We start from the raw sequence: 24,756 nt of genomic DNA, 5'->3' as shown, positions 1-24,756 counted from the left end.
CCTCGCGCGGGGTCCAGGCGGTCTGGGCGCCGCCTTCGGTCCCAACATGGTGAGGATGGCGGACATTTCCGGGGCTCGGCTAGGAAAAAACGCGCCTTCCCTCGCGTCGGGCGTGCGCGCCGGCCTCAGGCCTTGGCGTCCAGCCGACGGGCGTTGGCGGTCGCGGCGGCGTGCAGCGGGGCCAGCATCGCCGACTGCCAGGCCATGCCCAGCGACATCATCCGCCCCCAGAACGCCATGGCGTCCAGCGAGGTGTTCAGGCTCGGCGCCAGCCCCCAGCTTGGGGTCTTCCAGGCCTGAGCCCAGGATCGGGAAAGATAGCGGTTGGACTCCGCCGCCATGGCCAGCCAGGCCGGTCCGGCGGCGTGGGCGCCCTGGGCGAAGGCCACGGGCTTCTCCGAGACCATCCGCGTCAGCTCGGCGTAGTTGCCGCGCATCGGGTCGCTGATCGCCCGGGCGATCATCGGCGTGCGGGCGTTGACGACGCGCAGCGAGGCCAGGGCCAGCTCGGCGCCGGTCGTGGCCAGGGCGAAGGCGGCGGCGGGGGTGGCCTTGCGGCGGGTCGTGCGGGTTTTGGGCATGGAGGGGGAACGCGCGCCCCGCACGCTTGTTCGATCAGTCCCTCGATATATCCCTCGTCATTCCCGCCCTTGTGGCGGGAACCCCTGGTTCAGCTGGCGCGTGAAGGCGCCTGGCGCGCGGGCGCGCCACTCATCCGCTCTTGCGGCGGACGGAGGGGTTCCCGCCACAAGGGCGGGAATGACGGATGGATAAGGGGCGTTCGACTAAGGATCGAACGCACCTTATCTGAAGCGCTGACTAGTGCGCCGCGTCCTTGGCGTCGTGGCCGGCGTCCTTGGCCTGGTCGCCGGCCTTCTCGGCCTGGTCGCCCGCGGCGGCGGCGGTGTCGCCGGCGGCCTTGGCGGTGGCCGTGTCGCCGCTCTGGGCGGCGGTGGTGCTGGCGTTGGCGGCCTGGGCGGCGGCGTCGGCGGCCTGCTGGCTGGAGGCGGCGGCGGCGTTGGCGTCGGCGGCGGCGTCGGCGGCCTTTTCAGCCTTGGGCTGGCAGGCGGCGGCGCCGAGGGCGAGGGCGGCGACGGCCGCGATGGTCACGATACGCATGCTGTGAAGTCTCCCATGAACCCCGACATCTTTGCCGTGGGCGGAGAAAAGAACCCCAAGCCCGCCTTAAGGTTGCCGGTGGCGTCAACGGCCGCCCGGTTCGCCTTAAGCGCTTGACCCGGCGCGGCGGTCGCCTTCACTTGAGCGCGTCCCCCAAGGATGAGCCCCCGCCCTTGCAAGACCCGGTCGCCCCCGACCCCGCCACGACCCCGCCTCCGCCCGCCGCCGGCACCGTGCGCCGGCGCCTGCTGCTCATGGCCCTGAGCCTGGTGGTGCCCGCCACCCTGTTCATGGCCCTGCTGGCCCGCGCCGAGTTCGGCGAGAGCCGGGCTCGCTACGAGCGGCAACTGATCGCCACCACCCGCGCCCTGGTGCTGGCCACCGACCGCCAGATCGGCCAGGGCCAGAGCATCCTGCAGACCCTGGCGGTCTCGCCCGACCTGATCGCCGGCGACATCCCCGCCTTCGAGCGGCAGGCCCGGGCCGCCGTGCAGGGCGGCGAGGGCTGGGTCGTGCTGCTGGACAACCAGCGCCAGTTGGTCAACACTCGCCTGCCGCCCGGCCAGCCGCCGCCGTCCTACGCCCTGCCCGACTACCGCTGGCAGACCATCCGCGCCGGCCGCACGACGGTGTCGAACCTGGTGCGGCCCAAGCGCCCCGGCCAGTTCGAGCCCTTCGTGTCGATCGACATGCCGGTGATCGTGAACGGCCGGCTCTACGACCTGGCCTACCAGCAGCGGCCGGCGGCGTTCTCGTCGATCTTCGCCAGCCAGAACATCCCGCCCAGCTGGACGGCCAGCATCGTCGACGGCAACGCCATGCTGGTGTCGCGCTCGCGGGACGCCGATCGCTTCCTGGGCCGCACGGCCAGCCAGGACATGCGCAAGGCGATGGCGCGCGGCCCCGAGGGGGTGACGCTGAGCCACACCCTGGACGGCACCCCCACCCTGTCGGCCTTCAGCCGGTCGGCGACCAGCGGCTGGTCGTTCATCGTCGGCGTGCCGCGCCGCGAGCTGAGCCGGGCCAACTGGTCGTCGGTGGGCTGGCTGACCGCCGCCAGCGTGCTGCTGCTGGTCATCGGCGTGGCCGTGGCCGTGGTGGTGGCGCGCGACATCTCGGCCGCGGTGCGCGGCCTGGGCGCCGACGCCAAGGCCATGGCGGCGGGCGAGCCGATCGCCCTGGTCCCCGGCCGCTATGTCGAGATCGCCGAGGTGCGCGCGGCCCTGCACGACGCCGCCGACCAGCTGCGGGCCCGCGAGGACGAGGAACAGCGCGCCCACCAGCGCCAGCAGCTGATGATCAACGAGCTGAACCACCGGGTGAAGAACACCCTGTTCACGGTGCAGTCCCTGGCCCGCCAGAGCCTGGGCCGCCCCGCCGACACGCCCGGCCTGCACGCCTTCAACGAACGGATCATGGCCCTGGCCCGGGCCCACGACCTGCTGACCCAGAGCGTCTGGGAAGGCGCCGACCTCAAGGAGATCCTGGAGGAGACCCTCGAGCCGTATCTGGACCGCACCGTCCTGGCCGGCCCGACCGTGGCCCTGACGCCCAACGCGGCCCTCGCCCTGTCGATGGTGTTCCACGAGCTGGGCACCAACGCGGTCAAGTACGGCGCCCTGTCGGTTCCCGAGGGCTCGGTGACGGTGGTCTGGCACGTGGATCCCGGCGCCCAGCACCGCCTGACCCTGCACTGGGAGGAGCGCGGCGGCCCGCCGGTGTCGCCGCCCGCCCGCCAGGGCTTCGGCTCGCGCCTGATCGCCGCCAGCCTGAAATCCGACCTGGCCGGCGAGGCCCGCCTCGACTACCGCCCCAGCGGCCTGGTCTGCGTCCTGACCCTGTCCCTACCTCGTACGGGCAAGGAGGAGGCCGAGCATCCGGCGGGCGCTCCGGCGGTTGGAAATTAGTAAGTCGTTTCTGAATTAGCACAGGATCCGGGCAAAACGCGCCCAGGCGCCGTTCGGCGATCACTGGTCGATTGCGCGCCGCTCCACGATGGTCTTACCTGCGTCGCTCACCCCCTGGGCCGGCCCAGCGAGAGATCGAGCTTATGACGACACCCGACACCCTGATGCTGCCCGCCCGGCCCGAGCCGATCGCCCTGCCCGTCGACAAGACCGCCGTGATCGTCATCGACATGCAGAACGCCTACGCCTCGCCCGGCGGCTATCTGGACCTGGCCGGCTTCGATATCAGCGGCGCGGCGGCGGTGATCGACAAGATCAAGGGCGTGCTGGACGTGGCCCGGGGCGCGGGCATGCCGGTGATCTACTTCCAGAACGGCTGGGACCCCGACTATGTCGAGGCCGGCGGCCCCGGCTCGCCCAACTGGCACAAGTCCAACGCCCTGAAGACCATGCGCGCCCGGCCCGAGCTGCAGGGCAAGCTGCTGGCCAAGGGCGGCTGGGACTACGAGCTGGTCGACGACCTCAAGCCCGTCCCCGGCGACATCGTGCTGCACAAGACCCGCTACAGCGGCTTCTTCAACAGCCAGCTGGACAGCGTGCTGCGCTCGCGCGGCGTGCGCCACCTGGTGTTCGTCGGCATCGCCACCAACGTCTGCGTGGAGTCGACCCTGCGCGACGGCTTCTTCCTGGAATATTTCGGCACCGTGCTGGAGGACGCCACCCACCAGGCGGGTCCCGAGTTCGTGCAGCAGGCCGCCCTCTACAACATCGAGAAGTTCTTCGGCTGGGTCTCGACCACGGCCGACTTCAAGGGCGCGGTCGGGCAGCGGGAAGCCTAGGCGCGCGACGCAGACCACTTGGAATTGGAAGGGGAAGATAGAATGCCCAAGACCGTCATCATCCCGCCCGGCACGGGCACGCCGATCGCGCCGTTCTCGCCGGGGACCCTGGCCGACGGGATCGTCTACGTCTCGGGCACCCTGGCCTTCGACAAGGACAACAACGTCGCCTTCCCGGATGACGCCGAGGCCCAGACCCGCCAGGTGCTGGAGACCATCAAGTCGGTCATCGAGACCGCCGGCGGCACGATGGACGACGTGACCATGAACCACATCTTCCTGACCGATTGGTCCAACTACCAGACCATCAACAAGGTCTATGCCGAGTACTTCCCCGGCGACAAGCCGGCCCGCTACTGCATCCAGTGCGGCCTGGTGAAGCCCGGCTTCGTGGTCGAGATCGCCTCGGTCGCGCATATCGGCAAGAAGTAGGCGATGCGCAGCGGGACCGTCGACGGGCTGTACTACGAGGTCCATGGGGACCCGGCCGCCGATCGCGCGACGGTGATCCTGTCGGCGGGCCTGGGCGGCTCGGGCGCCTTCTGGGCCCCGCAGATGGACGCCCTGCTGAGCCGGTTCCGCGTCGTGCTCTACGACCACCGCGGCACGGGCCGCAGCGTGCGCGCCCTGACCGACCCGCACAGCGTGGCGGTGATGGGCGACGACATCGTCAAGGTCATGGACGCCCTGGGCCTGGACCGCGCCCACGTGGTCGGCCACGCGGCGGGCGGCAACGCCGGCCTGGCCCTGGCGCTGGACCATCCGGGCCGCATCGACCGGCTGGTGGTGGTCAACGGCTGGTCGCGGCCCGACCCGCACATCAAGCGCTGTTTCGACACCCGCCTGGCCCTGCTGAACAACACCGGCATCGCCGCCTATGTCCACGCCCAGCCGCTGTTCCTGTATCCGGCCGACTGGCTCTCCGCCAACAACGCCCGCCTCGAGGCCGAGGAGGTGCACCACATCCACGGCTTCCCGGACCCGGACGTCATGCGGGCCCGCATCCAGGCCCTGCTGGATTTCGACATCGACGCGGACCTGGAGCGCATCACCTGCCCGGTGCTGGTCAGCGCCAGCGCCGACGACATGCTGGTGCCCCTGGCCTGCTCGCGCCGCCTGGCCGAGCGCCTGCCCGCCGCCGTGCTCGACATCGCCCCCTGGGGCGGCCACGGCTTCACGGTCACCGCGCCCGAGGCCTTCAATTCACGCCTGCTGAGCTTCCTCGGCAGCGACCTTCAAGAGGGGGAGTAATCCATGGAAATCGGCGTCTTCATCCCGATCGGCAACAACGGCTGGCTGATCTCCGAGGCGGCTCCGCAGTACATGCCGTCGTTCGCCCTGAACAAGGAGATCGTGCAGAAGGCCGAGAAGTACGGCTTCGACTTCGCGCTCTCGATGATCAAGCTGCGCGGCTTCGGCGGCAAGACCCAGTTCTGGGAGCACAACCTCGAGAGCTTCACCCTGATGGCCGGCCTGGCGGCCGTGACCGAGAAGATCAAGATCTTCGCCACCGCCGCCACCCTGACCATCCCGCCGGCCATCGTGGCGCGCATGGCCTCGACCATCGACTCGATCGCCCCGGGCCGCTTCGGCATCAACCTGGTCACCGGTTGGCAAAAGGCCGAATACGACCAGATGGGCCTGTGGCCGGGCGAGCAGCACTACACCGACCGCTACAACTACCTGGCCGAATACGCGACCGTGCTGCGCGAGCTGCTCGATACGGGCGTCAGCAACTTCAAGGGCAAGTATTTCGAGATGACCGACTGCCGGGTCAGCCCTCACCCCGAGGACACCAAGCTGATCTGCGCCGGCTCGTCCAACGAGGGCCTGGCCTTCACCGCCCAGTACGCCGACTACAGCTTTGCCCTGGGCAAGGGCACCAACACCCCCACGGCGTTTGGCGGGGTCAATGACCGCCTGAAGGCCGCCGCCGACAAGACCGGCCGCGACGTGGCCTCGTACATCCTGTTCATGATCATCGCCGACGAGACCGACGAGGCGGCCATGGCCAAGTGGCAGGCCTATCGCGCCGGCGCCGACCAGGAGGCCCTGGCCTGGCTGACCAACCAGGCCGCCCCGAACGCCGCGGCGGGCTCGACCACCAACACCGCCCAGCTGGCCGCGCCGGAATCGGCGGTGAACCTGAACATGGGCACGCTGGTGGGCAGCTATGAGAGCGTCGCGCGGATGCTGGACGAGGTCGCGGCCGTCGAGGGCACGGCCGGGGTGCTGCTGGTGTTCGACGACTTCGTGAAGGGGGTCGAGGACTTCGGGACGAAGATCCAGCCGCTGATGGTGTCGCGGGCGGGGGTCTGAGGCTCACCCACTTGCCCCCACCTGGCGGCTTCGCCGCCTGTCCGCCCCCATAGGGGGCGGAGGCTAGGCGCGCGACCTCTTCCCCCTCTGGGGGAAGACGACCGCGAAGCGGTCCGTAGGGGGCAAGTGTTCGCCCCCGCCAGACCTCCAGATCAGTCCACCGCCAGCATGTCGATCAGCTGCAGGCGGAACACCAGCACGCTGTTGGCCGGGATCGGGCCCGTCGCGCGGTCGCCGTAGGCCAGGCTGGCCGGGATCCACAGGGTCCATTCGTCGCCGACATGCATCAGCGGCAGGGCCTCCAGCCAGCCCGGGATCAGGCCCTCGGCCGGCATGATCGCCGCCTGGCCGCGCTGGAACGAACTGTCGAACACCGTGCCGTCCAGCAGCTTGCCCTCGTAGTGCACCTTGATGATGTCGCCCAGCTTCGGCGACTTGCCGGTCTTGGGACCCGAGGTCGTGACCTTGTACTGCAGGCCCGAGGCCGTGGTGACCACGCCCGGCGCCTTGGCGTTCCTGGCCAGGAACGCCTGGCCCTCGGCCAGGGTCTTGGTGGTGTCGACGGCGGCCGACAGCTGCGGCGGGGCCGAAGCCTCCTGGGCCAGGGCGGGGCTCGAAAGCAGGCAGAGGCCCAGGACCAGGGCGGCGGTGCGGTTCATCTAGGACAGTCCATCTGAAGCGGAAGCTTGGGCTGTCTTTCACGGAACCCATGGCGGCATCAAGGCCGCTGGACGCCGCAATGGACATGTCGTGCGTCAACTGAGGGTGGGGCGCGCCCTCGGAACCCCTCTCTCTTTGAGAGAGGGAGGGGCCCGCCGCGAAGCGGTGGGAGGGTGAGTGGTTTCACCGCCAACCGGCAAACCCGGAGCTGTTCAGCCGCGCCCCTTTAGCGCCAAGCGGGTGCACGAAGGCCGCCGTCACGGACAGCCCCGAAACCAATCGAACCGCCGCGTTTCATCCGGAGAGAGTGTAACCACTCACCCTCCCATGGCTACGCCATGGGCCCCTCCCTCTCTCTAAGAGAGAGGGGTTTCCAGCGCGTCACGAAAAAGGCCGCCGGCGTTTCCACCGGCGACCCTTTCCGTCTCAGCGCCTACGCGCGCCCTACTTCTTCGGCGCGTAGATGTCGTCCAACCGCGCCGGCGTGCCTTCGATGCGTTCCAGGCGCGGGTACTTCAGACCGCCGTGGTAGTCGACCTTAACCGTCCGGTAGCGCTCGCCGTCCTTGACCAGCAGCTCGACCAGCGGGGCGTCGGTCTTGGCCGTGGCCTTGACCGCGTCCTTGATCAGGTCGTCGCTGTAGGCCGTGCCGTTGACCGCCACGAGGGTCTCGCCGGCCGTCAGGCCCGCCTTGAAGGCCGGGGTGTCCCAGTTGACCGCCGACAGCACGCCGCCGGCCCCGACCGTGATCCCCAGCGAGTAGCTGAGGTTGACGATCTTGCCCTTGGTCTCGGCCGCCTTGAAGAACTCGGTCGGGGTGTCGGTATAGACCAGCTTGTAGCCGCCGCGGGTCAGGCCATCCAGCGGGGCGTGCTCGGACAGGCCCTCGATGCGGGTCTTCAGGAAGGTCGCCCAGTCGTACGGCACGACGCCGTTCAGGGTCTGGACCACGGTGTCGAAGTCGTAGGTCAGCACCACGTACGAGCCGTTCTCGACGCCGAAGAAGGCCTTGGCGAAGTCGTCCAGCGACTTCTTGCCGCCGGTCTTCTCGCGGATCAGGGTGTCGGCGTCCAGCCAGACCAGCTGGCCTTCCGAATAGTAGTCCTCGCTGCGCTGCCAGCTGGTCCACGAGGCCGGCTTGCGGTTGGCGATGATCGGGTCGTTGGTGGTGTCCAGCACGTTGCGCCAGTTGCGGCCGGCGCGGGTGTCGTAGAGCGCGGCGGTCATGGCCAGCGACTCCAGGCCCTGCTGCTTGGTCTGCAGGCCCGAGCGCGAGGCCAGGACGTTGCCCCAGTACTGGGTCTGGCCCTCGTAGACCCACATCAGGCTGTCGCGCATCGGCTCGTTCAGCGTGGGGGTGTAGAGGTCGGCGGCGCGGCGGAACTTGCCGTTCCACGAGTGGGTGTATTCGTGGGCCAGCAGGTCGCGGCCGACGAAGGTCTTGTCCCAGTCGGTGAAGTACTTCGGAACCACGCCGTTCTCGCTGGAGCGGTGATGCTCCAGGCCGATGCCGCCCATCTTGTCGGTCAGGGCCAGCAGGAAGTCGTAGTGGTCGTAGTGGTGCGCGCCGTACAGCTTGTAGGCCTGCTGCACCAGGTTGCGGTGGATCTGCAGGGCTTCCGGCTTGATCTCGAGCAGCTCGGGCTTGTCGGCCACGATGTTCAGGCGCACCGGCACGGCCGCGCCGGGATCCAGGTCGACCTGCTTGTAGTAGCGGCCGGCGAACATCGGCGAGTCCACCAGGGTCTCGAAGGTGGTGGTCTTGAAGGTGGTCGACTGGCCGCTGGTCGAGGCCTTCTCCAGGGCGGTGCCGAAGCCCCAGCCTTCCGGCAGCTTCACGGTCGGCTCGACCTGGATGCGGCGGGTGTAGTAGCCGGCCGGGTAGAAGCCCAGCTGCAGCCACTGCACGTTCAGCATGTCGTCGGTCACCAGGATGCGGCCCACGTCGGCCTTCACCGGGGTGAGGAACTGGAAGCTGACCTGGATCTCGGTCGCGCCGTCCGGCACGTCGAAGTGGAAGGCGTGGACGGCGACCGGGTCGCGGGTCCACGGCAGGGTCTTGCCGTTCGCGGTGATCACCAGGCCGGCCATCTTGTCCAGGTCGTTGCGGGGCGAGTGGCCGCCGGGAACCCACTGGGGATAGAGGATGGTCATCGGGCCGGACTTGGCGACCGGGATGGTCTCGCGGACCTGGAAGATCTTGCGGTCCAGGTCGGTGGCGTCGACCGACAGCTTCAGCACGCCCGGATAGGCCACGTCCTGGGCCGCGGCGATCGGCGGGGTCGGCGGCGCCTGGACCGGCACGCGCTCCTGGGCCGAGGCGGCGCCGAAGGTCAGGGAAAAGGCGAGGGCGGAGGCGGTAAAGAACAGCGTTTTCAAGAAACGACCCCAATGCGACGCGCGGGCATCCTCCCGCGACGAAAGGCGGCATACTTCTCCTCTAAAGCGCCGCTTGTCGAGGTCATGCGTCGCGGAGATGGGGCGGTTGGTCGAGTTTTTGGAACGCGCTCATCAGGCGGGCAGAGGGTGTCTTCGGGTGATCCGCGTTCTGCGGCGACGCCGAACGTCCGACGATGGTCGTGGTTGGAACGCCTGCTGAAATGTGGAGGCTGGACGCCGAGGCAAGCCGCAGGCGCGGTTCGGGAGGCCCTCCATGCTCGTCCACGCTGTCGCCCTCATGGCGGTCCTGGCCGGCGCTCCGTCCGCGCCGGCGGCGGGCGGTCCATCGCCAGGCGCACCCTCGGCGGTCGCCGGCGGCCCGGCGACGGTCTCGCTCTGGCCTCGCGGCGCGCCCGGCTCGGAAAAGCGCTCCGGCGAGCCCGAGATCGTCGAGAACACCTATGTGCGCAATGTCCACAGTCCGTCGCTGACGGTGTTCCCCGCCGACCCGCGCCACGCCAACGGCGCCGCGATCATCATCGTGCCCGGCGGCGGCCACCGCATGCTGGTCTTCGTCAACGAGGGCGCCGGTCCGGCCAAGGCCCTCAACCGCTACGGCGTCACCGCCTTCGTCCTGAAGTACCGCCTGGCGCGCGAGGCGGGATCGACCTATGCGATCGACCGCGACGCCGCCGCGGACCTGCGCCGTGCGGTCCGATGGGTCCGGGCGAACGCCGCGCAGTATGGCGTGGACCCGCATCGCATCGGCGTGATGGGTTTCTCGGCCGGCGGCGAACTGGTTTCGCTGGTCGCCGACAACCCCGAGCCGCCCCCTTCCACGACAACCGGGCCGACCTCATCCGATCCGCTCGACGCGGTCAGCGCCCGTCCCGATTTCCAGGTGCTGGTCTATCCCGGTCCCCTGGGCGTCCCGGCCCAGACCCCGGCCGGCGCCCCGCCGGCGTTCATCACCGCCGGTTCGCTGGACGCGTGCTGCGCCGAGCCGGCCGTGACCCTGTATGAGCAGCTTCGCAAGGCCGGCGTGTCGGCCGAGCTGCACATGTTCGCCGACATGGACCACGGCTTCAACATCGCCGCCCATTCCGAGAGCCTGTCGATCCTGCACTGGCCCGACCGGCTGGCCGACTGGTTGAGCGACGGCGGTTGGCTGCTTCCAAGGCCGGCGGTCCCCGCCAAGCCCTTCAAGCCCTGAAGGCGGGAGCGCCTTAGGCCGCCCGGTCCCAGCGCGCTTCCAGGTCCCGCACCGCGCCCAGCAGGCGCGCCGGCGAGATCGGCTTCTCCAGGCGGGCGTCGCCGCGCTCGTCGTCCTTGAGCAGGTGCTCGTCGCGGGCCGAGGCCAGCAGGACGGCCGTGCGGGCGCCGCGCCGGCGGCGGGTGGCCTTGATCAACTCGCCGCCGTTCATGCGGGGCATCGAGAAGTCGGTGATCAGCAGGTCGGGATCGAAGGCGTCCATCGCCTCCAGGGCCTGCGCGCCGTCACGGCAGACCAGCACGTCGAACCCCGCCTCGCTGAGCGTGATCTCGTGGATGGTGGCCAGCAGGATGTCGTCCTCGGCCACTAGGATCTTGCGCACCGCTCGCCCCCGACGTGCTTAACAACTGATTAAGAAGATTTAGCCGCCCCCACGGCGCCCGTCTCCGTGCGCTATCGTCGCATGCGGCCTCTCGCGGAATCCTTAATCCGGTCGGAAAGCCGGTCAGGGTGATCGCGGTTGCGCGTGAAGGCTTGCTTTTGCAAGTCGTTCTCAAGTATGGGCTGGAAGCTCAACCAAGGCCTCGCGCCGACCTCCCGCCCCTGGATTTCGTGAAGACCGCACCCGCCCAGCAAAGCCGCTCGTTCTGGCTCAAGCAGCTGCACCAGTGGCACTGGATCAGCGCCGCGATCAGCCTGATCGGCATGCTGCTGTTCGCGGTCACCGGCTTCACCCTGAACCACGCCGGCCAGATCGAGGCCAAGCCCAAGGTGGTCGACCGCAAGGCCGCCCTGCCCGCCGACCTGCTGGCCGACCTCGCCAAGGGTCCGACCGAGGGCAAGCGCCCGCTGCCGATCCGGGTCGAGGCCTGGCTGGACAAGGCCGTCGACGCCGACATCGCCCACCGCGAGGGCGAGTGGTCGCAGGAAGAGGTCTATGTCGCCCTGGCCCGTCCCGGCGGCGACGCCTGGATCAGCATCGACCGCGCCACGGGCGCCGTCGAGCACGAGAAGACCACGCGCGGCGCGATCAGCCTGCTCAACGACCTGCACAAGGGCCGCAACGCCGGCAAGGCCTGGGGCTGGTTCATCGACGTCTTCGCCGGGGCCTGCGTGGTGTTCGCGGTCACCGGCCTGATCCTCCTGCAGTTCCACGCCCGGGCCCGCCCCCTGACCTGGCCCCTGGTGGCCGGGGGTCTGGTGATCCCGCTGCTGCTCGTCATCCTTTTCGTCCACCTGTGAGGCGTCCCGCCATGAAGCGCTCCCCCAAGCTTTCGATGTCCCTGCTAACCTTCGCCGGAGCGGCTGTCGCCGGCGCCCCCGCCCTGGCCGCCGACCTCAACGTCACCGTCGAGGTGCCGCGCCTGACGGTGGCCGAGTACCACAAGCCCTATGTCTCGATCTGGATCGAGAACCCGGCCGACGCCACCGCCGCCGGCACCCTGGCCGTCTGGTACGACGCCGACTCCAAGGAGGACAAAGGGGTCAAGTGGCTGAAGGACATGCGCCAGTGGTGGCGCAAGGCCGGCCGCACCATGAGCTTCCCCGCCGACGGGGTCAGCGGCGCCACCCGCGCCCCCGGCCCGCAGAAGCTGGTGTTCAGCGGCGCCAAGGGCCCGCTGAAGGACCTCAAGCCCGGCCAGTACAACCTGGTGGTCGAGGCCGCCCGCGAGGTGGGCGGCCAGGAAGCCGTGCGCGTCCCCTTCACCTGGGGCAAGCCGGGCGCGCCCGCCACCGCCAAGGGGACGGCCGAAGTCGGCGCCGTCACCGTCGCCGTCAAATAAGCCAACAGAGAGAAACGCCATGACCTTCAAGAAGCGCCTTCTCGCCGTCGCCGCCGGCGTCGCCCTGCTGGCCCTGCCGCTGGCCGCCAACGCCCACCGCGGCTGGATCCTGCCCACGGCTACCGTGCTGTCGGGCGACAGCGCCTGGGTGGAGGTCGATGCGGCCGTCTCCAACGAGCTGTTTTATCCCGACCACAATCCGATGCGCCTGGACGGCCTGGTGGTCACCGCGCCGGACGGCTCGGTCGACAAGATCCAGAACGCCCTGACCGCCAAGTACCGCTCGACCTTCGACGTCCAGCTATCCAAGCCGGGCACCTGGAAGATCGGCTCGTTCACCAACTCGGTCATGGCCAGCTGGACCGAGAACGGCGAGGTCAAGCGCTTCCGCGGCTCGCCCGAGGACTTCGCCAAGCAGGTCCCGGCCGGCGCGACCGACCTGAAGACCATCAAGAGCTCGAACCGCAACGAGACCTTCGTCACCCGCGACGCGCCGACCACCACGGTGTTCGCGCCGACCGGCAAGGGCCTGGAGCTGGTCCCCGTCACCCACCCCAACGACATCGTGTCGGGCGAGGCGGCGACCTTCAAGTTCCTGCTGGACGGCAAGCCGGCGGCCGACCTGGAGGTGACCTTCACCCCCGGCAATGCGCGCTACCGCGCCGCGCCCGGCGACTTCAAGGTCAAGACCGGGGCTGACGGCACGTTCAAGGTGACCTTCCCGGAAGCGGGCATGTACTGGATGAACGCCGTGGTGCGCTCCGGCGAGACCGGCCGTCGCCCCGAGGGCGGCCCTCCGGGCGGTCCGGGCGGCGGCATGGGCGGCATGGGCGGCATGCCCGGCATGGGCGGCCCCGGCGGCGGCCAGCAGGGCCCCGCCACGCCCCTGGCCGGCAACGGCATGAGCGCCAGCTACACCGCCACGCTCGAAGCCCAGCGGCCGTAGCACCAACACACGTTGTCATCCCGGAAGCCTCGTAGAGGCTGTCCGGGACCCAGGGGACCGGGCGAAGGCGGTGCGGTTGCCCTGGGTCCCGGACAGCGCTCCGCGCTTCCGGGATGACAACGATTGAGATCGCTTGAGATGACCCGCGTCCTCGTCCCCCAGCTGACCGAACCGCCCGCCCGCCCGATCGGCGGCGCGGTGCTGGCGCTCGGCGGCGAGACGATGGGCACGACCTGGTCGGTCAAGCTGGTCGCGCCGCCCACGGCCAAGGCCGAGGCCCTCACGGCGATGGCCCAGCGCGAGCTGCACCTCGTAGTCCGCGAGATGAGCCCCTGGGAGCCGCTGTCGGACCTGTCGCGCTACAACCGCGCCGCCGCCGGGACCTGGACCGCCCTGCCCCCGGCCTTCGCCGAGGTGCTGCGCTGCGCCCTGGAGACCGCCGAGCGCACCGACGGCGCCTTCGACCCGACCCTGGGCGCCCTGGTCGACCTGTGGGGCTTCGGCCCCCGCCCCTTCTCCGGCGCCCCACCGGAAGCCTCGGACATCGCCAAGGCCCACGCGCCGGCCGGCTGGCGCCACGTGACGCTGGACGGCGACAGCCTGTTCCAGCCCGGCGGCCTGCGCCTGGATCTCAACGGGATCGCCAAGGGCTTCGCGGTCGACCGGGTGGCCGCCGCCCTCGACCGGGCCGGCGCCCGCTCGTACCTGGTCGAGGTCGGGGGCGAGCTGCGCGGGACCGGCGCCAAGCCCGACGGCCAGCCCTGGTGGGTCGAGCTGGAGCGCCCGCCGACGGCCAACGACGGGCTTCGCACCCTGGTCGCCCTGCACGGCCTGTCGGCGGCCACGTCCGGCGACTACCGGCGGTTCTTCGAGCACGATGGCCGCCGCTACGCCCACACCCTGGATCCGGCCACCGCCGCGCCGGTGGATCACGCCACGGTCAGCGTCACGGTGCTGGACGCGTCCTGCATGCGCGCCGACGCCTGGGCCACGGCCCTGACCGTGATGGCGCCCGACGCCGCCCTGGCCTTCGCCACCGCGCACGGCCTGGCCGCCATGATCCTGGCGAACGGGCCGGCGGGCTTGGAGGAGCGCCTGTCGCCCGCCCTGTCGGCGATGCTCGACGCATGACCGCGTTCGAAGCCCTCTCGTCCGACCGCCTGACCACCGCCGGCCTGGTGCTGTGCGCCTACATGCTGTTCTGCCTGGCCATCGCCGTGCGCGAGGCCCTGCGCCAGCGCGCCAGCCGCCGCGCGGCTCAGGCCCTGTCGGCCGGGACCGGCGCCAGCGTGCTGGTCGTCCACGCCAGCCAGACCGGCTTCGCCGAGGAACTGGCCCTGGCCACCGCCAAGCTGCTGGGCGACGCCGGGGCGCGGGTGACGCTGACGAGCCTGGCCGAGGTCACCGCCGCCGATCTGGCCGGGACGGGCCGAGCCCTGTTCGTGGTCAGCACCACCGGCGAGGGCGACGCTCCCGACACCGCCCGCCGGTTCATCCGGGACGTGATGGCCGGCGAGCCGAAGCTGCACGACCTGCACTACGGCGTGCTGGCCCTGGGCGACAGCACCTACGCCCACTTCTGCGCCTTCGGCCGAACCCTGGACGCCTGGCTGGCCCGCCATGGCGCCGCGCCCCTGTTCGACCGGGTCGAGGTCGACGACGGCGATCCGGCCGCCCTGCGCCACTGGCAGGGCCACGTCGGCGTGCTGGCCGGCGTCACCGACGCCCCCGACTGGACCCGCCCCCGCTACGGCCGCTGGCGCCTGGCGCAGCGTCACCGCCTGAACCCGGGCAGCCCCGCCGACGCGGCCTTCCACCTGCGCCTGGAGCCGCTGGACGCCGTCACCTGGGAGGCCGGCGACATCCTGGAGGTCGGGCCGCGCAACGACCCGGCCGAGGTCGCCGCCCTGCTGGTTCGGCTGGGGCTGGACCCCGCCGCGCCGGTGACGGCCGACGACGGGACGCGGCTGGGCGAAGTCCTGTCCTGGCGCCGCCTGCCGCACGACGACACGGCGCCAGCCACGGCGGCCCAGGGCCTGGTCGACGCCCTGCCGCCCCTGCCCCACCGCGAATATTCGATCGCCTCCCTGCCGGCCGACGGCGGGGTCGATCTGCTGGTCCGCGCCATGAAGCGGGCCGACGGCAAGCCGGGCCTGGGGTCGGGCTGGCTGACCGCCTTCGCCGCCGAAGGGGCCGAGATCGCGGCGCGGGTGCGGACCAACCGGTCGTTCCACGGCCCCGTGGACGACCGTCCGCTGATCCTGATCGGCAACGGCACGGGCCTGGCCGGCCTGCGCGCGCATCTCAAGGCCCGGGCGGCGGCGGGTCGTCACCGCAACTGGCTGGTGTTCGGCGAGCGCACGGCGGCCCACGACTACTTCCATCGCGGCGAGATCGAGGCCTGGCGGACCGGCGGCGTGCTGGCCCGCCTGGACCTGGCCTTCTCCCGCGACCAGGATCGCAAGGTCTATGTCCAGCACCGCCTGATGGAGGCCGCCGACGCCCTGCGCGCCTGGGTCGCCGACGGCGCGGCGATCTATGTCTGCGGTTCGCTGGAGGGGATGTCGGGGGATGTGCACGCCGTGCTGACAGCCGTGCTGGGCGCCGAGACCGTGGAGCGCCTGACGGACGAAGGGCGGTACCGGCGGGACGTTTACTAGAGGCGCCGTGGGCGAAGGTGGGGACACACACTCACGGCATAGCCCCTGCCCAAGGATCCAAGGCCGTGGGGTGAGTGTGTGTCCCCCGTTTCGTCAGCCGCGCGTCAGCGCCGCCCGCTCCTCCGGCGTGTTCGCCCCCCGTAGCCGCGCTCGCACATCCTCTTCACAAGCCAGCGCAACCAGCCCAGCCCGCTCGACCAGCCGCCGCAGAGGCCAGCCGGCCTCGGCGTCGGCCGGCAGCGCCGACAGGGTCACCACCATCGGCACGGGCAACCCCTCATAGACCGCCCCCGCCCCATCGACGGCCAGCAGCGGGGCCAGGTCGTCCACCCTCACGGTCGGGGCGTCCACCGCCAGGACCAGGGCCCGCGCCAGGCCGTGCGCCGCCAGGGCCCGGGCCCCGGCCAGTACCCCGCCGACCGGGCCCGCGCCGGGGGACGGGTCGTCGACATGCTCCAGGCCGTGATCGCGCCCCGCCGTCAGCACGCGGACGGCGCCGACGGCCGTCGCCAGGGCCGCCACGCGGTCCACCGCCCGGCGGCCGTCCCAGTCCTGGGCCGCCTTGTCGGCGCCCATGCGGCGCGAGGCGCCGCCGGTCAGGATGATCGCCCCAAATAGGATCGAGGATGGGGTCGTGCTGGGGGTCATGACGTCAATCTAGGTCAGACAAAGTTACCCGTCTGCACCCCTCTTGCCGCAACGAGTCCGGACGAAAGCAGGAAACGACGCCGCCCTGACCGCGCTGTCAGACCCTGTGCTCCATCAAAGACTTGCGCCTCGTCTTCCAAGACACGGGCAAAACGGTCTAGTGTCCGCCGCGATCAAGGGACGGACCATCGATGAACGACCGCAACGAGCGTCAACGCCGCCGCACGACCCAGAGCGCGACCATCCGCGACGTGGCCGCCCTGGCCGGGGTGTCGCCCATGACGGTGTCGCGGGTCATCAACCGCGAAACGACGGTCAAGTCCGAGACCAAGGCCCTGGTGGACGCGGCGATCCGCGACCTGAACTACGCGCCCAATCCCGCCGCCCGCAGCCTGGCCGGCTCGGCCCCGTTCCGCATCGGCCTGCTCTACGACAACCCGTCGACCGGCTATCTGTCGGAGTTCCTGGTCGGGGCCCTGGACGAGAGCAGCCGCACGGGCGCGCAAGTTGTGATCGAAAAGTGCTCCGAGCCCGAACTGGCCGGCGCCACCTTGACCCGCCTGCTGAAGACCGGCGTCGACGGCCTGATCCTGCCCGCCCCGCTGTGCGAGAGCCCCACGGTGCTGGCCGAGGTCAGGAAGGCCGGCGCCGCCGCCGTGGCCGTGGCCCCGGGCATGCCCAGCCCCGACATGGCCACCATCCGCATCGACAACGAGGCCGCCGCCTACGAGCTGGCCGAGCACCTGCTGGCCCTGGGCCACAAGCGCTTCGGCGTCATCAAGGGCCACCCCAACCAGACGGTCAGCCAGCAGCGCCTGGACGGCTTCCTGGCGGCCCTGAAGGCGGCCGGGCTGCCGGACTCCAACGTCAGCGTCGAGCAGGGCTACTTCACCTACCGCTCGGGCCTGGAGGCCGCCGAGCGGCTGCTGGGCGAGGACGACCGCCCCACCGCCATCTTCGCCGGCAACGACGACATGGCCGCGGCCACGGCGGGCGTCGCCCACCGCATGGGCCTGGACGTGCCGGAGGACCTGTCGATCGTCGGCTTCGACGACACCTCGATCGCCGCCAACATCTGGCCGCCCCTGACCACGGTGCGCCAGCCGATCGCCGACATGGCCCGCGCCGCCGTCGACCTGGTGCTGGAAGAGATCCGCCGCAAGCGCGGCAAGGCCGGCGAGCCCCGCCAGCTGATGCACCCGCACACGGTGATCGTCCGCGACTCGACGGGTCCGGCGCCGGAGGGGTGACCCCCCTTCTTCTACATATCCGCCGTCATCCCGGGCCTTGTGCCCGGGACCCCTGGTTCAGCTGAACCGTGAGACGCAAGCGGTTCGCCAGCGAACCGCCCCCACTGCACCTGCGGCGGACAGAGGGGTCCCGGGCACAAGGCCCGGGATGACGAGGTTTAGGGAGAGCGGCGGATAAGCCCCCCTCAATCCTCTTCCGCGATCCCGTCCACCCGATCCGGATAAAAGGCCAGGTGATCCTGGATCGCCGCCACCGACGGATAGGCCGACTCGTAGGTCCAGATCGCATTGACCGACCGCTCGCCGCCCAGTGGGATGCTGAAGTAAGAGGCCTCGCCCTTGTAGGGGCAGTAGGTGGCGTGGTCGGTCCGCGCCAGCAGGGCCATGTCGACGTCCTTGCGCGGGATATATTGCGCCGCCGGGTAGGACGCCTCCTTCAGGGTCAGGGCGTCGCGCGAGTCGGCGACCACCTTGCCGGCGAGGGTGACGACCACCCGCTTCGGATTCGGCGTGACGGTGATGGGGTGATCGGGGCCCGGGATCTTGATCGGCCGGTCGGTCATGGCGCTGTCCTGCTGGAGCTTACACCGTTGTAAGTGGCCTCGGGCCCGCTCTTCCGCCAGGGTGTCGACGCGATTTGCACGTCGCGGCAGGGCTTGCGTTGGGCGTCGTGTTAGCGCTAACAACGTCATCGACAAGTGACGGGGGGCGTGGGCGGCGAGTTAAGACCGGTCCAGCGCGCCCGCCAGGGAGAGAGACGACCGGTGGCCCTCAGTGATTTTCTTCCCGACGATTGGCGCGACGCGACCCTGCTGGGCCGCATCGACTTCGGCCAGGGTCCGACTCCCGTCCTGATCCGCGGCGGGCGGATCGAGGATGTCAGCAAGATCGCCCCGACCACCTCCGACCTGATGAACGCCTTCGAGCCCGGCGCGGCGATTCCGCGCGGCGAGGACCTGGGCCCGCTGGAAGCCCTGGACGTCCGCGCCGTCTGGGAAAACCCCGAAGGCGCGGCCGCCAAGCTGCTGGCCCCGGTCGACCTGCAGGTGCTGAAGGCCGCCGGCGTCACCTTCGCCGTCTCGACCCTGGAGCGGGTGATCGAGGAGCGCGCCCGCGGCGACGCCGCCGCCGCCCTGAAGATCCGCGAGCAGCTGTCGGCCAGCATGGGCGGCGACCTGCGCAGCGTGAACCCGGGTTCGGACGGCGCCGCGCGCCTGAAGGCCACCCTGATCGCCGACGGCCTGTGGTCGCAATATCTGGAAGTGGCCATCGGCCCCGACGCCGAGATCTTCACCAAGGGCCCGACCCTGTCGTCGATGGGCTGGGGCGACCACGTGGGCGTCCGCAACGACAGCCACTGGAACAATCCCGAGCCGGAAGTCGTGCTGCTGTGCGACGGCCAGGGCCGCATCCGCGGCGCCTCGCTGGGCAACGACGTCAACCTGCGCGACTTCGAAGGCCGCTCGGCCCTGCTGCTCAGCAAGGCCAAGGACAACAACGCCAGCTGCTCGATCGGCCCGTTCTTCCGCCTGTTCGACGACGGCTTCGGCCTGGACGACGTCCGCAACGCCGAGGTCACGCTGAAGATCACCGGCCGCGACAACTTCGTGCTGGACGGCCATAGCAACATGAGCCTGATCAGCCGCGACCCCGCCGTGCTGGCCGGCCAGGCCTACGGCAAGCAGCACCAGTACCCCGACGGCTTCGCCCTGTTCCTGGGCACCATGTTCGCCCCGATCCAGGACCGCGACACCGCCGGCCAGGGCTTCACCCACAAGGTCGGCGATCGCGTGCGCGTGGCCACCCCGAAGCTGGGCGTGCTGGAGAACGAAGTGACCACCTGTGACCAGGCTCCGCCCTGGACGTTCGGCGTCTCCGCCCTGATCCGCAACCTGGCCGGCCGAGGCCTGCTGTGAACATCGAAGTGAAGCGTCCGCAAGTGAGCACCTCCTCCGCCATCTATCCCAGCCTTCGGGGCAAGCGCGTCGTCGTCACCGGCGGCGGCTCGGGCATCGGGGCCGGCATCGTCGCCGGCTTCGCGCGCCAGGGCTCCGAGGTGATCTTCCTCGACGTCGCCGACGAGGACTCCAAGGTCCTGGCCCAGCAGCTGTCGGGCTCGGACATCGCGCCGGTCTTCATCCGCTGCGACCTGATGGACCTGGACGCGGTGGCCAAGACCTTCGCCCAGATCGGTCCGATCGACGTGCTGGTCAACAACGCCGGCAACGACGACCGCCACAAGCTGGCCGAGGTGACGCCCGCCTACTGGGACGAGCGCATGAACGTGAACCTGCGCCACATGCTGTTCTGCACCCAGGCCGTGGCCCCGGGGATGAAGGCGCGCGGCGGCGGCGCGATCATCAATTTCGGCTCGATCAGCTGGCACCTGGGCCTGGAGGATCTGGTCCTCTACGAAACCGCCAAGGCCGGCATCGAGGGCATGACCCGGGCCCTGGCCCGCGAGCTGGGCCCCGACGACATCCGCGTCACCTGCGTGGTGCCCGGCAACGTCAAGACCAAGCGCCAGGAGAAGTGGTACACGCCCGAGGGCGAGGCCGAGATCGTCAAGGCCCAGGCCCTGAAGGGCCGCCTGGTCCCCGACCATATCGCCTCGCTGGTGATGTTCCTGGCCTCGGACGACGCGGCCCTGTGCACCGGCCACGAATACTGGATCGACGCCGGCTGGCGTTGATCGGCGCGTAGCCCCCTGCCCGCCCGGCCTTCGCCCGAAAGGCGTCGCGTCGATCTCCGACCTTTGGAGGTGCTGTCGCGAGGCGGCCGAGAGGGTATACCGCGCTAGGAACTCGAGAGGACGTCGCGCATGCCCACCCCCACCTGCGTCTGGGACCTTAAGGCCACCCTCGGCGAGGGGCCGATCTGGTCCGCCGAGGAGCAGGCCGTGTGGTTCGTCGACATCAAGGGCCACAAGGTCCACCGCTTCCACCCGGCCAGCGGTGAGACCGCCAGCTATGACGCGCCGGATCAGGTGACCTTCCTCGCCCCCCGCGCGGGCGGCGGCTTCGTGGCGGGGCTGAAGAGCGGCCTGCACCACTTCCACCCCGACAGCGGCTTCGCCTTCCTGGGCGAGATCGAGGACGCGGCCCTGAACAACCGCCCCAACGACGCCACCGTCGACGGCGCGGGCCGGCTGTGGTTCGGCACCATGCACGACGGCGAGGAGACCCCGACGGGCGCGCTCTACCGCCTGGACGAGGCCGGCCGGCCGATCAAGGTCGACGACGGCGTCTGCATCACCAACGGCCCCTGCGCCTCGCCCGACGGCAAGACCTTCTACCACACCGACACCCTGGAAAAGGTGATTTGGGCCTACGACCTGGGCGAGGACGGCGCGCTGTCGAACAAGCGCGAATTCTTCCGCCTGGACATCGAGAACGCCTGGCCCGACGGCTCGGTCGTCGACGCCGAGGGTTACGTCTGGACCGCCCTGTGGGGCGGCCACGGCGCCCTGCGCCTGTCGCCCGCCGGCGAGATCGTCGACCGCGTCACCCTGGACGCCATCAACGTCACCAAGCCCTGCTTCGGCGGGCCCGACCTGAAGACCGTGTATTTCACCACCGCCCGCAAGGGCCTGAGCGACGAGCAACTGGCCGCCTACCCGCTTTGCGGCGGCCTGTTCGCCCTGCCTGTCGCCGTCGCGGGCCAGCCCCAGTACGAGGTGCGCCTTGACCGCCCCTAACCGAACGCCCCGCCGCTTCCGCTCGCGCGACTGGTTCGACAACCCCGACCACATCGACATGACCGCCCTCTATCTGGAGCGGTTCATGAACTACGGGATCACGCCCGAGGAGCTGCGCAGCGGCAAGCCGATCATCGGCATCGCCCAGACCGGCAGCGACATCTCGCCGTGCAACCGCATCCACCTGGACCTGGTGACCCGGATCCGCGACGGCATCCGCGACGCCGGCGGCATCCCGATGGAGTTCCCGGTCCACCCGATCTTCGAGAACTGCCGTCGCCCGACGGCGGCCCTGGACCGGAACCTGTCGTATCTGGGCCTGGTCGAGACCCTGCACGGCTATCCGATCGACGCCGTGGTCCTGACCACCGGCTGCGACAAGACCACCCCGGCCGGCATCATGGCCGCCACCACGGTCAACATCCCGGCCATCGTCCTGTCGGGCGGTCCGATGCTGGACGGCTGGCACGAGGGCGAACTGGTCGGCTCGGGCACGGTAATCTGGCGCTCGCGGCGCAAGCTGGCGGCGGGCGAGATCAACGAGGAGGAGTTCATCCAGCGCGCCTCGGACAGCGCCCCCTCGGCCGGCCACTGCAACACCATGGGCACGGCCTCGACCATGAACGCCGTCGCCGAGGCCCTGGGCCTGTCGCTGACCGGCTGCGCGGCGATCCCCGCCCCGTACCGCGAGCGCGGCCAGATGGCCTACCGCACCGGCCAGCGGATCGTCGACCTGGCCTATGAGGACATCAAACCCAAGGACATCCTGACCAAGAAGGCGTTCGAGAACGCCATCGCCCTGGTCGCGGCGGCCGGCGGCTCGACCAACGCCCAGCCGCACATCGCCGCCATGGCGCGCCACGCCGGACTGGAGATCACCGCCGACGACTGGCGCGCGGCCTACGACATCCCGCTGATCGTCAACATGCAGCCGGCCGGCAAGTACCTGGGCGAGCGCTTCCACCGGGCCGGCGGCGCGCCGGCGGTGCTGTGGGAGCTGCTGCAGCAGGGCCGCCTGCACGGCGACGTCCTGACCGTGACCGGCAAGACCATGGCCGAGAACCTCGAGGGCCGCGAGACCAAGGACCGCGAGGTGATCTTCCCCTACGCCCAGCCGCTGGCCGAGAAGGCCGGCTTCCTGGTGCTGAAGGGCAACCTGTTCGACTTCGCGATCATGAAGTCCAGCGTCATCGGCGCCGACTTCCGCGCCCGCTACCTGTCCAAGCCCGGCCAGGAGGACATCTTCGAGGCCCGGGCCATCGTGTTCGACGGCTCGGACGACTACCACGCCCGGATCAACGACCCGGCGCTGAACATCGACGAGCACTGCATCCTGGTGATCCGCGGCGCGGGTCCGATCGGCTGGCCCGGCTCGGCCGAGGTCGTGAACATGCAGCCGCCGGACGCCCTGCTGAAGAAGGGCATCATGAGCCTGCCCACCCTGGGCGACGGCCGCCAGTCGGGCACCGCCGACAGCCCCTCGATCCTCAACGCCTCGCCGGAAAGCGCCATCGGCGGCGGCCTGTCGTGGCTGCGCACCGGCGACACCATCCGCATCGACCTCAACACCGGCCGCTGCGACGCCCTGGTGGACGAGGCGACGATCGCCGAGCGCAAGAAGGAAGGAATCCCGGCCGTCCCGGCGACCATGACCCCCTGGCAGGAAATCTACCGCGCCCACACGGGCCAGCTGGAGACCGGCGGTGTGCTGGAGTTCGCCGTGAAGTACCAGGACCTGGCCAGCAAGCTGCCACGGCACAACCACTGACGATCCGAAAGCCCTCCTCCCCTCGGGGGAGGGCCTTCGACGCCCTCAGCAGGCGCCGACCAGCTTCTGGTCCACCTTGTCCCACTTGCAGTTCGCGCAGGTCTTGATCAGGTCGGCGCGACCGTCGACGAGATGCCCGATGGCGGTCGTGCGCCGGGCGTCCCTCAGGACCCCTTCCAGGGTCTGGAAGTTCAGGTCGCCGACCGGTTCCTCCTTCCTGAAATCGTTGCAGCACAGGAAGACCTGGCCGTCCCAGTCGACGATCAGGTTGTCGGCGATCTCGGCCCCGCAGGGCCCATCCAGCGGCGCGAACGCCAGGTTGGCGAATTCCGTCTTGTCGGAGCACCTGTTCGACAATGACGAGAAGTGCACCTGCTTGGCCCCCATCTTCTTGAAGTAATAAAGAAAATGCTCCCGCTCGCACATGTTCATCCTGTGCAGGGGGATGGAGGGCGTAACCTTTTCCCGGAAGTCCTCCATGATCATCTCCACCTTGGTGATCACGCGATCGAACCGCAGCGGATACATGATGCGATTGTAGATGTCCGGCCTCAGGCTCTCGACGTGCAGGGCCATCGCCTGGACGGTGTCGCGCAGCGCCAGATGCTTGGCGCGATTATAGGCCGCCCCGTTGGTGTTGACCGCGATCGGCGCTCTGGGCAGCCGCTTGCGGGCGTATTCGCACCGCTCGACGACGTAAGGGTCGAGCAGCCCGTCCCCGAACAGGCCCAGCGACAGGTTCCCCCAGATCGCCCAGTCGCCGTCCGCCAACTGGTCAACGATGCGGTTGAAGAGCCCGGTCGACATGGTCCGCTGCGGGAGGTGGGCGGTCTCCGCCTTTCCCGTCGGACAGTGGATGCACGACGCGTTGCACAGGCCCGTCGTGCCGATGATCACCGATCGCAGGGACTTGTCCATGAGCCACCGAACCACAATCACAGATACCCAACAACCTTGAAGGTCTAAGGGATGCATCGAGATTGCGGATCGCCTCCTGGCGCCGAAGATGCCGGTCGAGAGGTTGGACGGAGCCCCACGATGATGACAGTCAGAGACGCCGAACCCGCCGACCTGGAGCCCCTGGCCCGCCTGTGGTGGTCCGGCTGGCGCGACGGGCACGAGGGGCTGTTGCCCGAGGCCCTGAAGCGCCTGCGCACGCTGGAGAGCTTCGAGGCGCGGATGGCCGCCGCCCTGCCTAAGGTCCGCACCCTGGGCCCGGTCGGGGCGCCGCTGGGCTTCCACCTGCTGAAGGACGACGAGCTCTACCAGTTCTACCTGGCCGCCGAGGCGCGCGGGACCGGGGCGGCGGCGGTGCTGATGGCCGACGCCGAGGCGCGGCTGGCCCAGGCCGGCGTCGAGACCGCCTGGCTGGCCTGCGCGATCGGCAACGCCCGGGCGGCGCGGTTCTACGAGAAGGCCGGCTGGACGATGGCGCGGATCGAGACCGTGCCCACCGAAACCTCCGAGGGCCTCTTCCCGCTGGAGGTCTGGCGCTACGAGAAGCGCCTGGCCGGCCAGGCGGCGACGACATAGCTCCAGGACCAAGAAAAAGGGGCATGCGCGTCCG

Annotated in this window: 25 protein-coding genes; 17 read left to right on the top strand and 8 right to left on the bottom strand. The window is 70.1% G+C overall.

Annotated features, from left to right (window positions below):
- Nucleotides 1-125: 125 nt before the first annotated feature.
- Both AC1U89_RS01995 and AC1U89_RS01990 read right to left on the bottom strand, forming a co-directional pair.
- Complete coding sequence (locus AC1U89_RS01995; protein WP_479897981.1) at nucleotides 126-581, bottom strand: hypothetical protein; 456 nt, start codon at nucleotides 579-581, stop codon at nucleotides 126-128.
- Between the two features lie 238 nt (nucleotides 582-819).
- Nucleotides 820-1,119, bottom strand: coding sequence for a hypothetical protein (locus tag AC1U89_RS01990; RefSeq protein WP_479897980.1), 300 nt, complete (start codon nucleotides 1,117-1,119; stop codon nucleotides 820-822).
- Nucleotides 1,120-1,373: 254 nt separating this feature from the next.
- Here AC1U89_RS01990 and AC1U89_RS01985 point away from each other — a divergent pair, with 254 nt between their 5' ends.
- The 5 genes from AC1U89_RS01985 (at nucleotide 1,374) to rutA (ending at nucleotide 6,184) form a co-directional block, all read left to right on the top strand.
- On the top strand, nucleotides 1,374-3,026 hold the full coding sequence (locus tag AC1U89_RS01985) for a sensor histidine kinase (RefSeq protein WP_479898349.1): 1,653 nt from the start codon (nucleotides 1,374-1,376) through the stop codon (nucleotides 3,024-3,026).
- Nucleotides 3,027-3,169: 143 nt separating this feature from the next.
- Nucleotides 3,170-3,865: a pyrimidine utilization protein B gene (gene rutB / locus AC1U89_RS01980; protein WP_479897979.1), complete on the top strand. Its 696-nt coding sequence runs from the start codon at nucleotides 3,170-3,172 to the stop codon at nucleotides 3,863-3,865.
- 42 nt (nucleotides 3,866-3,907) lie between these two features.
- On the top strand, nucleotides 3,908-4,297 hold the full coding sequence (gene rutC / locus AC1U89_RS01975; protein ID WP_165185427.1) for a pyrimidine utilization protein C: 390 nt from the start codon (nucleotides 3,908-3,910) through the stop codon (nucleotides 4,295-4,297).
- Between the two features lie 3 nt (nucleotides 4,298-4,300).
- Nucleotides 4,301-5,116 (top strand): pyrimidine utilization protein D, encoded by an 816-nt coding sequence (rutD, locus tag AC1U89_RS01970; RefSeq protein WP_479897978.1) that lies wholly within the window; start codon nucleotides 4,301-4,303, stop codon nucleotides 5,114-5,116.
- A 3-nt stretch (nucleotides 5,117-5,119) separates the two neighbouring features.
- Nucleotides 5,120-6,184, top strand: a complete 1,065-nt coding sequence (gene rutA, locus AC1U89_RS01965) for a pyrimidine utilization protein A (protein WP_479897977.1) — start codon at nucleotides 5,120-5,122, stop codon at nucleotides 6,182-6,184.
- Nucleotides 6,185-6,336: 152 nt separating this feature from the next.
- Here rutA and bamJ read toward each other — a convergent pair whose 3' ends face one another.
- Complete coding sequence (gene bamJ / locus AC1U89_RS01960; RefSeq protein WP_479897975.1) at nucleotides 6,337-6,843, bottom strand: BamJ family beta-barrel-assembly machinery protein; 507 nt, start codon at nucleotides 6,841-6,843, stop codon at nucleotides 6,337-6,339.
- A 445-nt stretch (nucleotides 6,844-7,288) separates the two neighbouring features.
- Complete coding sequence (locus tag AC1U89_RS01955; protein WP_479897974.1) at nucleotides 7,289-9,223, bottom strand: M61 family metallopeptidase; 1,935 nt, start codon at nucleotides 9,221-9,223, stop codon at nucleotides 7,289-7,291.
- Nucleotides 9,224-9,497: 274 nt separating this feature from the next.
- On the opposite strand from AC1U89_RS01955, the gene AC1U89_RS01950 reads away from it, so the two are divergent.
- Nucleotides 9,498-10,436, top strand: coding sequence for an alpha/beta hydrolase (locus AC1U89_RS01950; protein WP_479897973.1), 939 nt, complete (start codon nucleotides 9,498-9,500; stop codon nucleotides 10,434-10,436).
- Nucleotides 10,437-10,449: 13 nt separating this feature from the next.
- Here AC1U89_RS01950 and AC1U89_RS01945 read toward each other — a convergent pair whose 3' ends face one another.
- Entirely contained in the window at nucleotides 10,450-10,818 is a 369-nt protein-coding gene (locus AC1U89_RS01945; protein WP_479897972.1) for a response regulator, read from the bottom strand.
- 230 nt (nucleotides 10,819-11,048) lie between these two features.
- Here AC1U89_RS01945 and AC1U89_RS01940 point away from each other — a divergent pair, with 230 nt between their 5' ends.
- The 5 genes from AC1U89_RS01940 (at nucleotide 11,049) to AC1U89_RS01920 (ending at nucleotide 15,826) form a co-directional block, all read left to right on the top strand.
- Nucleotides 11,049-11,678 carry a PepSY-associated TM helix domain-containing protein gene (locus AC1U89_RS01940; protein ID WP_479897971.1) on the top strand — a complete coding sequence of 210 codons (630 nt, stop codon included), beginning with the start codon at nucleotides 11,049-11,051 and terminating at the stop codon, nucleotides 11,676-11,678.
- 11 nt (nucleotides 11,679-11,689) lie between these two features.
- Nucleotides 11,690-12,220, top strand: a complete 531-nt coding sequence (locus tag AC1U89_RS01935; protein WP_479897970.1) for a DUF2271 domain-containing protein — start codon at nucleotides 11,690-11,692, stop codon at nucleotides 12,218-12,220.
- A 19-nt stretch (nucleotides 12,221-12,239) separates the two neighbouring features.
- Entirely contained in the window at nucleotides 12,240-13,166 is a 927-nt protein-coding gene (locus tag AC1U89_RS01930; protein WP_479897969.1) for a DUF4198 domain-containing protein, read from the top strand.
- A 138-nt stretch (nucleotides 13,167-13,304) separates the two neighbouring features.
- On the top strand, nucleotides 13,305-14,297 hold the full coding sequence (locus tag AC1U89_RS01925) for an FAD:protein FMN transferase (RefSeq protein ID WP_479897968.1): 993 nt from the start codon (nucleotides 13,305-13,307) through the stop codon (nucleotides 14,295-14,297).
- Complete coding sequence (locus AC1U89_RS01920; protein WP_479897967.1) at nucleotides 14,294-15,826, top strand: flavodoxin domain-containing protein; 1,533 nt, start codon at nucleotides 14,294-14,296, stop codon at nucleotides 15,824-15,826. The genes AC1U89_RS01925 and AC1U89_RS01920 overlap by 4 nt, the downstream gene beginning before the upstream one ends.
- Before the next feature lie 93 nt (nucleotides 15,827-15,919).
- On the opposite strand, the gene mobA is transcribed toward AC1U89_RS01920, so the two are convergent.
- Nucleotides 15,920-16,474: a molybdenum cofactor guanylyltransferase gene (gene mobA / locus AC1U89_RS01915; RefSeq protein ID WP_479897966.1), complete on the bottom strand. Its 555-nt coding sequence runs from the start codon at nucleotides 16,472-16,474 to the stop codon at nucleotides 15,920-15,922.
- A 191-nt stretch (nucleotides 16,475-16,665) separates the two neighbouring features.
- Between mobA and AC1U89_RS01910 the strand changes: the two genes are divergently transcribed.
- A complete protein-coding gene (locus AC1U89_RS01910) occupies nucleotides 16,666-17,724 on the top strand; it encodes a LacI family DNA-binding transcriptional regulator (protein WP_479897965.1) in 1,059 nt (352 codons plus the stop codon).
- A gap of 185 nt (nucleotides 17,725-17,909) precedes the next feature.
- Here AC1U89_RS01910 and AC1U89_RS01905 read toward each other — a convergent pair whose 3' ends face one another.
- Nucleotides 17,910-18,287, bottom strand: coding sequence for a DUF427 domain-containing protein (locus AC1U89_RS01905; RefSeq protein ID WP_479897963.1), 378 nt, complete (start codon nucleotides 18,285-18,287; stop codon nucleotides 17,910-17,912).
- A gap of 201 nt (nucleotides 18,288-18,488) precedes the next feature.
- Between AC1U89_RS01905 and AC1U89_RS01900 the strand changes: the two genes are divergently transcribed.
- The 4 genes from AC1U89_RS01900 (at nucleotide 18,489) to xylD (ending at nucleotide 23,189) form a co-directional block, all read left to right on the top strand.
- Nucleotides 18,489-19,640 carry a fumarylacetoacetate hydrolase family protein gene (locus tag AC1U89_RS01900; RefSeq protein ID WP_479897962.1) on the top strand — a complete coding sequence of 384 codons (1,152 nt, stop codon included), beginning with the start codon at nucleotides 18,489-18,491 and terminating at the stop codon, nucleotides 19,638-19,640.
- A 23-nt stretch (nucleotides 19,641-19,663) separates the two neighbouring features.
- On the top strand, nucleotides 19,664-20,416 hold the full coding sequence (xylB, locus tag AC1U89_RS01895) for a D-xylose 1-dehydrogenase (RefSeq protein WP_479897961.1): 753 nt from the start codon (nucleotides 19,664-19,666) through the stop codon (nucleotides 20,414-20,416).
- Nucleotides 20,417-20,545: 129 nt separating this feature from the next.
- On the top strand, nucleotides 20,546-21,421 hold the full coding sequence (xylC, locus tag AC1U89_RS01890) for a D-xylonolactone lactonase (RefSeq protein WP_479897959.1): 876 nt from the start codon (nucleotides 20,546-20,548) through the stop codon (nucleotides 21,419-21,421).
- Nucleotides 21,408-23,189 (top strand): xylonate dehydratase XylD, encoded by a 1,782-nt coding sequence (gene xylD, locus AC1U89_RS01885; protein ID WP_479897957.1) that lies wholly within the window; start codon nucleotides 21,408-21,410, stop codon nucleotides 23,187-23,189. Before xylC ends, xylD begins: the two co-directional genes overlap by 14 nt.
- A gap of 45 nt (nucleotides 23,190-23,234) precedes the next feature.
- On the opposite strand, the gene AC1U89_RS01880 is transcribed toward xylD, so the two are convergent.
- On the bottom strand, nucleotides 23,235-24,107 hold the full coding sequence (locus tag AC1U89_RS01880) for a radical SAM/SPASM domain-containing protein (protein ID WP_479897955.1): 873 nt from the start codon (nucleotides 24,105-24,107) through the stop codon (nucleotides 23,235-23,237).
- A gap of 120 nt (nucleotides 24,108-24,227) precedes the next feature.
- On the opposite strand from AC1U89_RS01880, the gene AC1U89_RS01875 reads away from it, so the two are divergent.
- Nucleotides 24,228-24,722 carry an N-acetyltransferase family protein gene (locus AC1U89_RS01875; protein WP_479897954.1) on the top strand — a complete coding sequence of 165 codons (495 nt, stop codon included), beginning with the start codon at nucleotides 24,228-24,230 and terminating at the stop codon, nucleotides 24,720-24,722.
- The last annotated feature ends 34 nt before the right edge of the window (nucleotides 24,723-24,756 follow it).

Source organism: Caulobacter sp. 05T431, assembly GCF_056665975.1.
The sequence above is the reverse complement of the archived record's forward strand: the minus strand, read 5'-3'. Positions and strand labels throughout refer to the sequence as shown.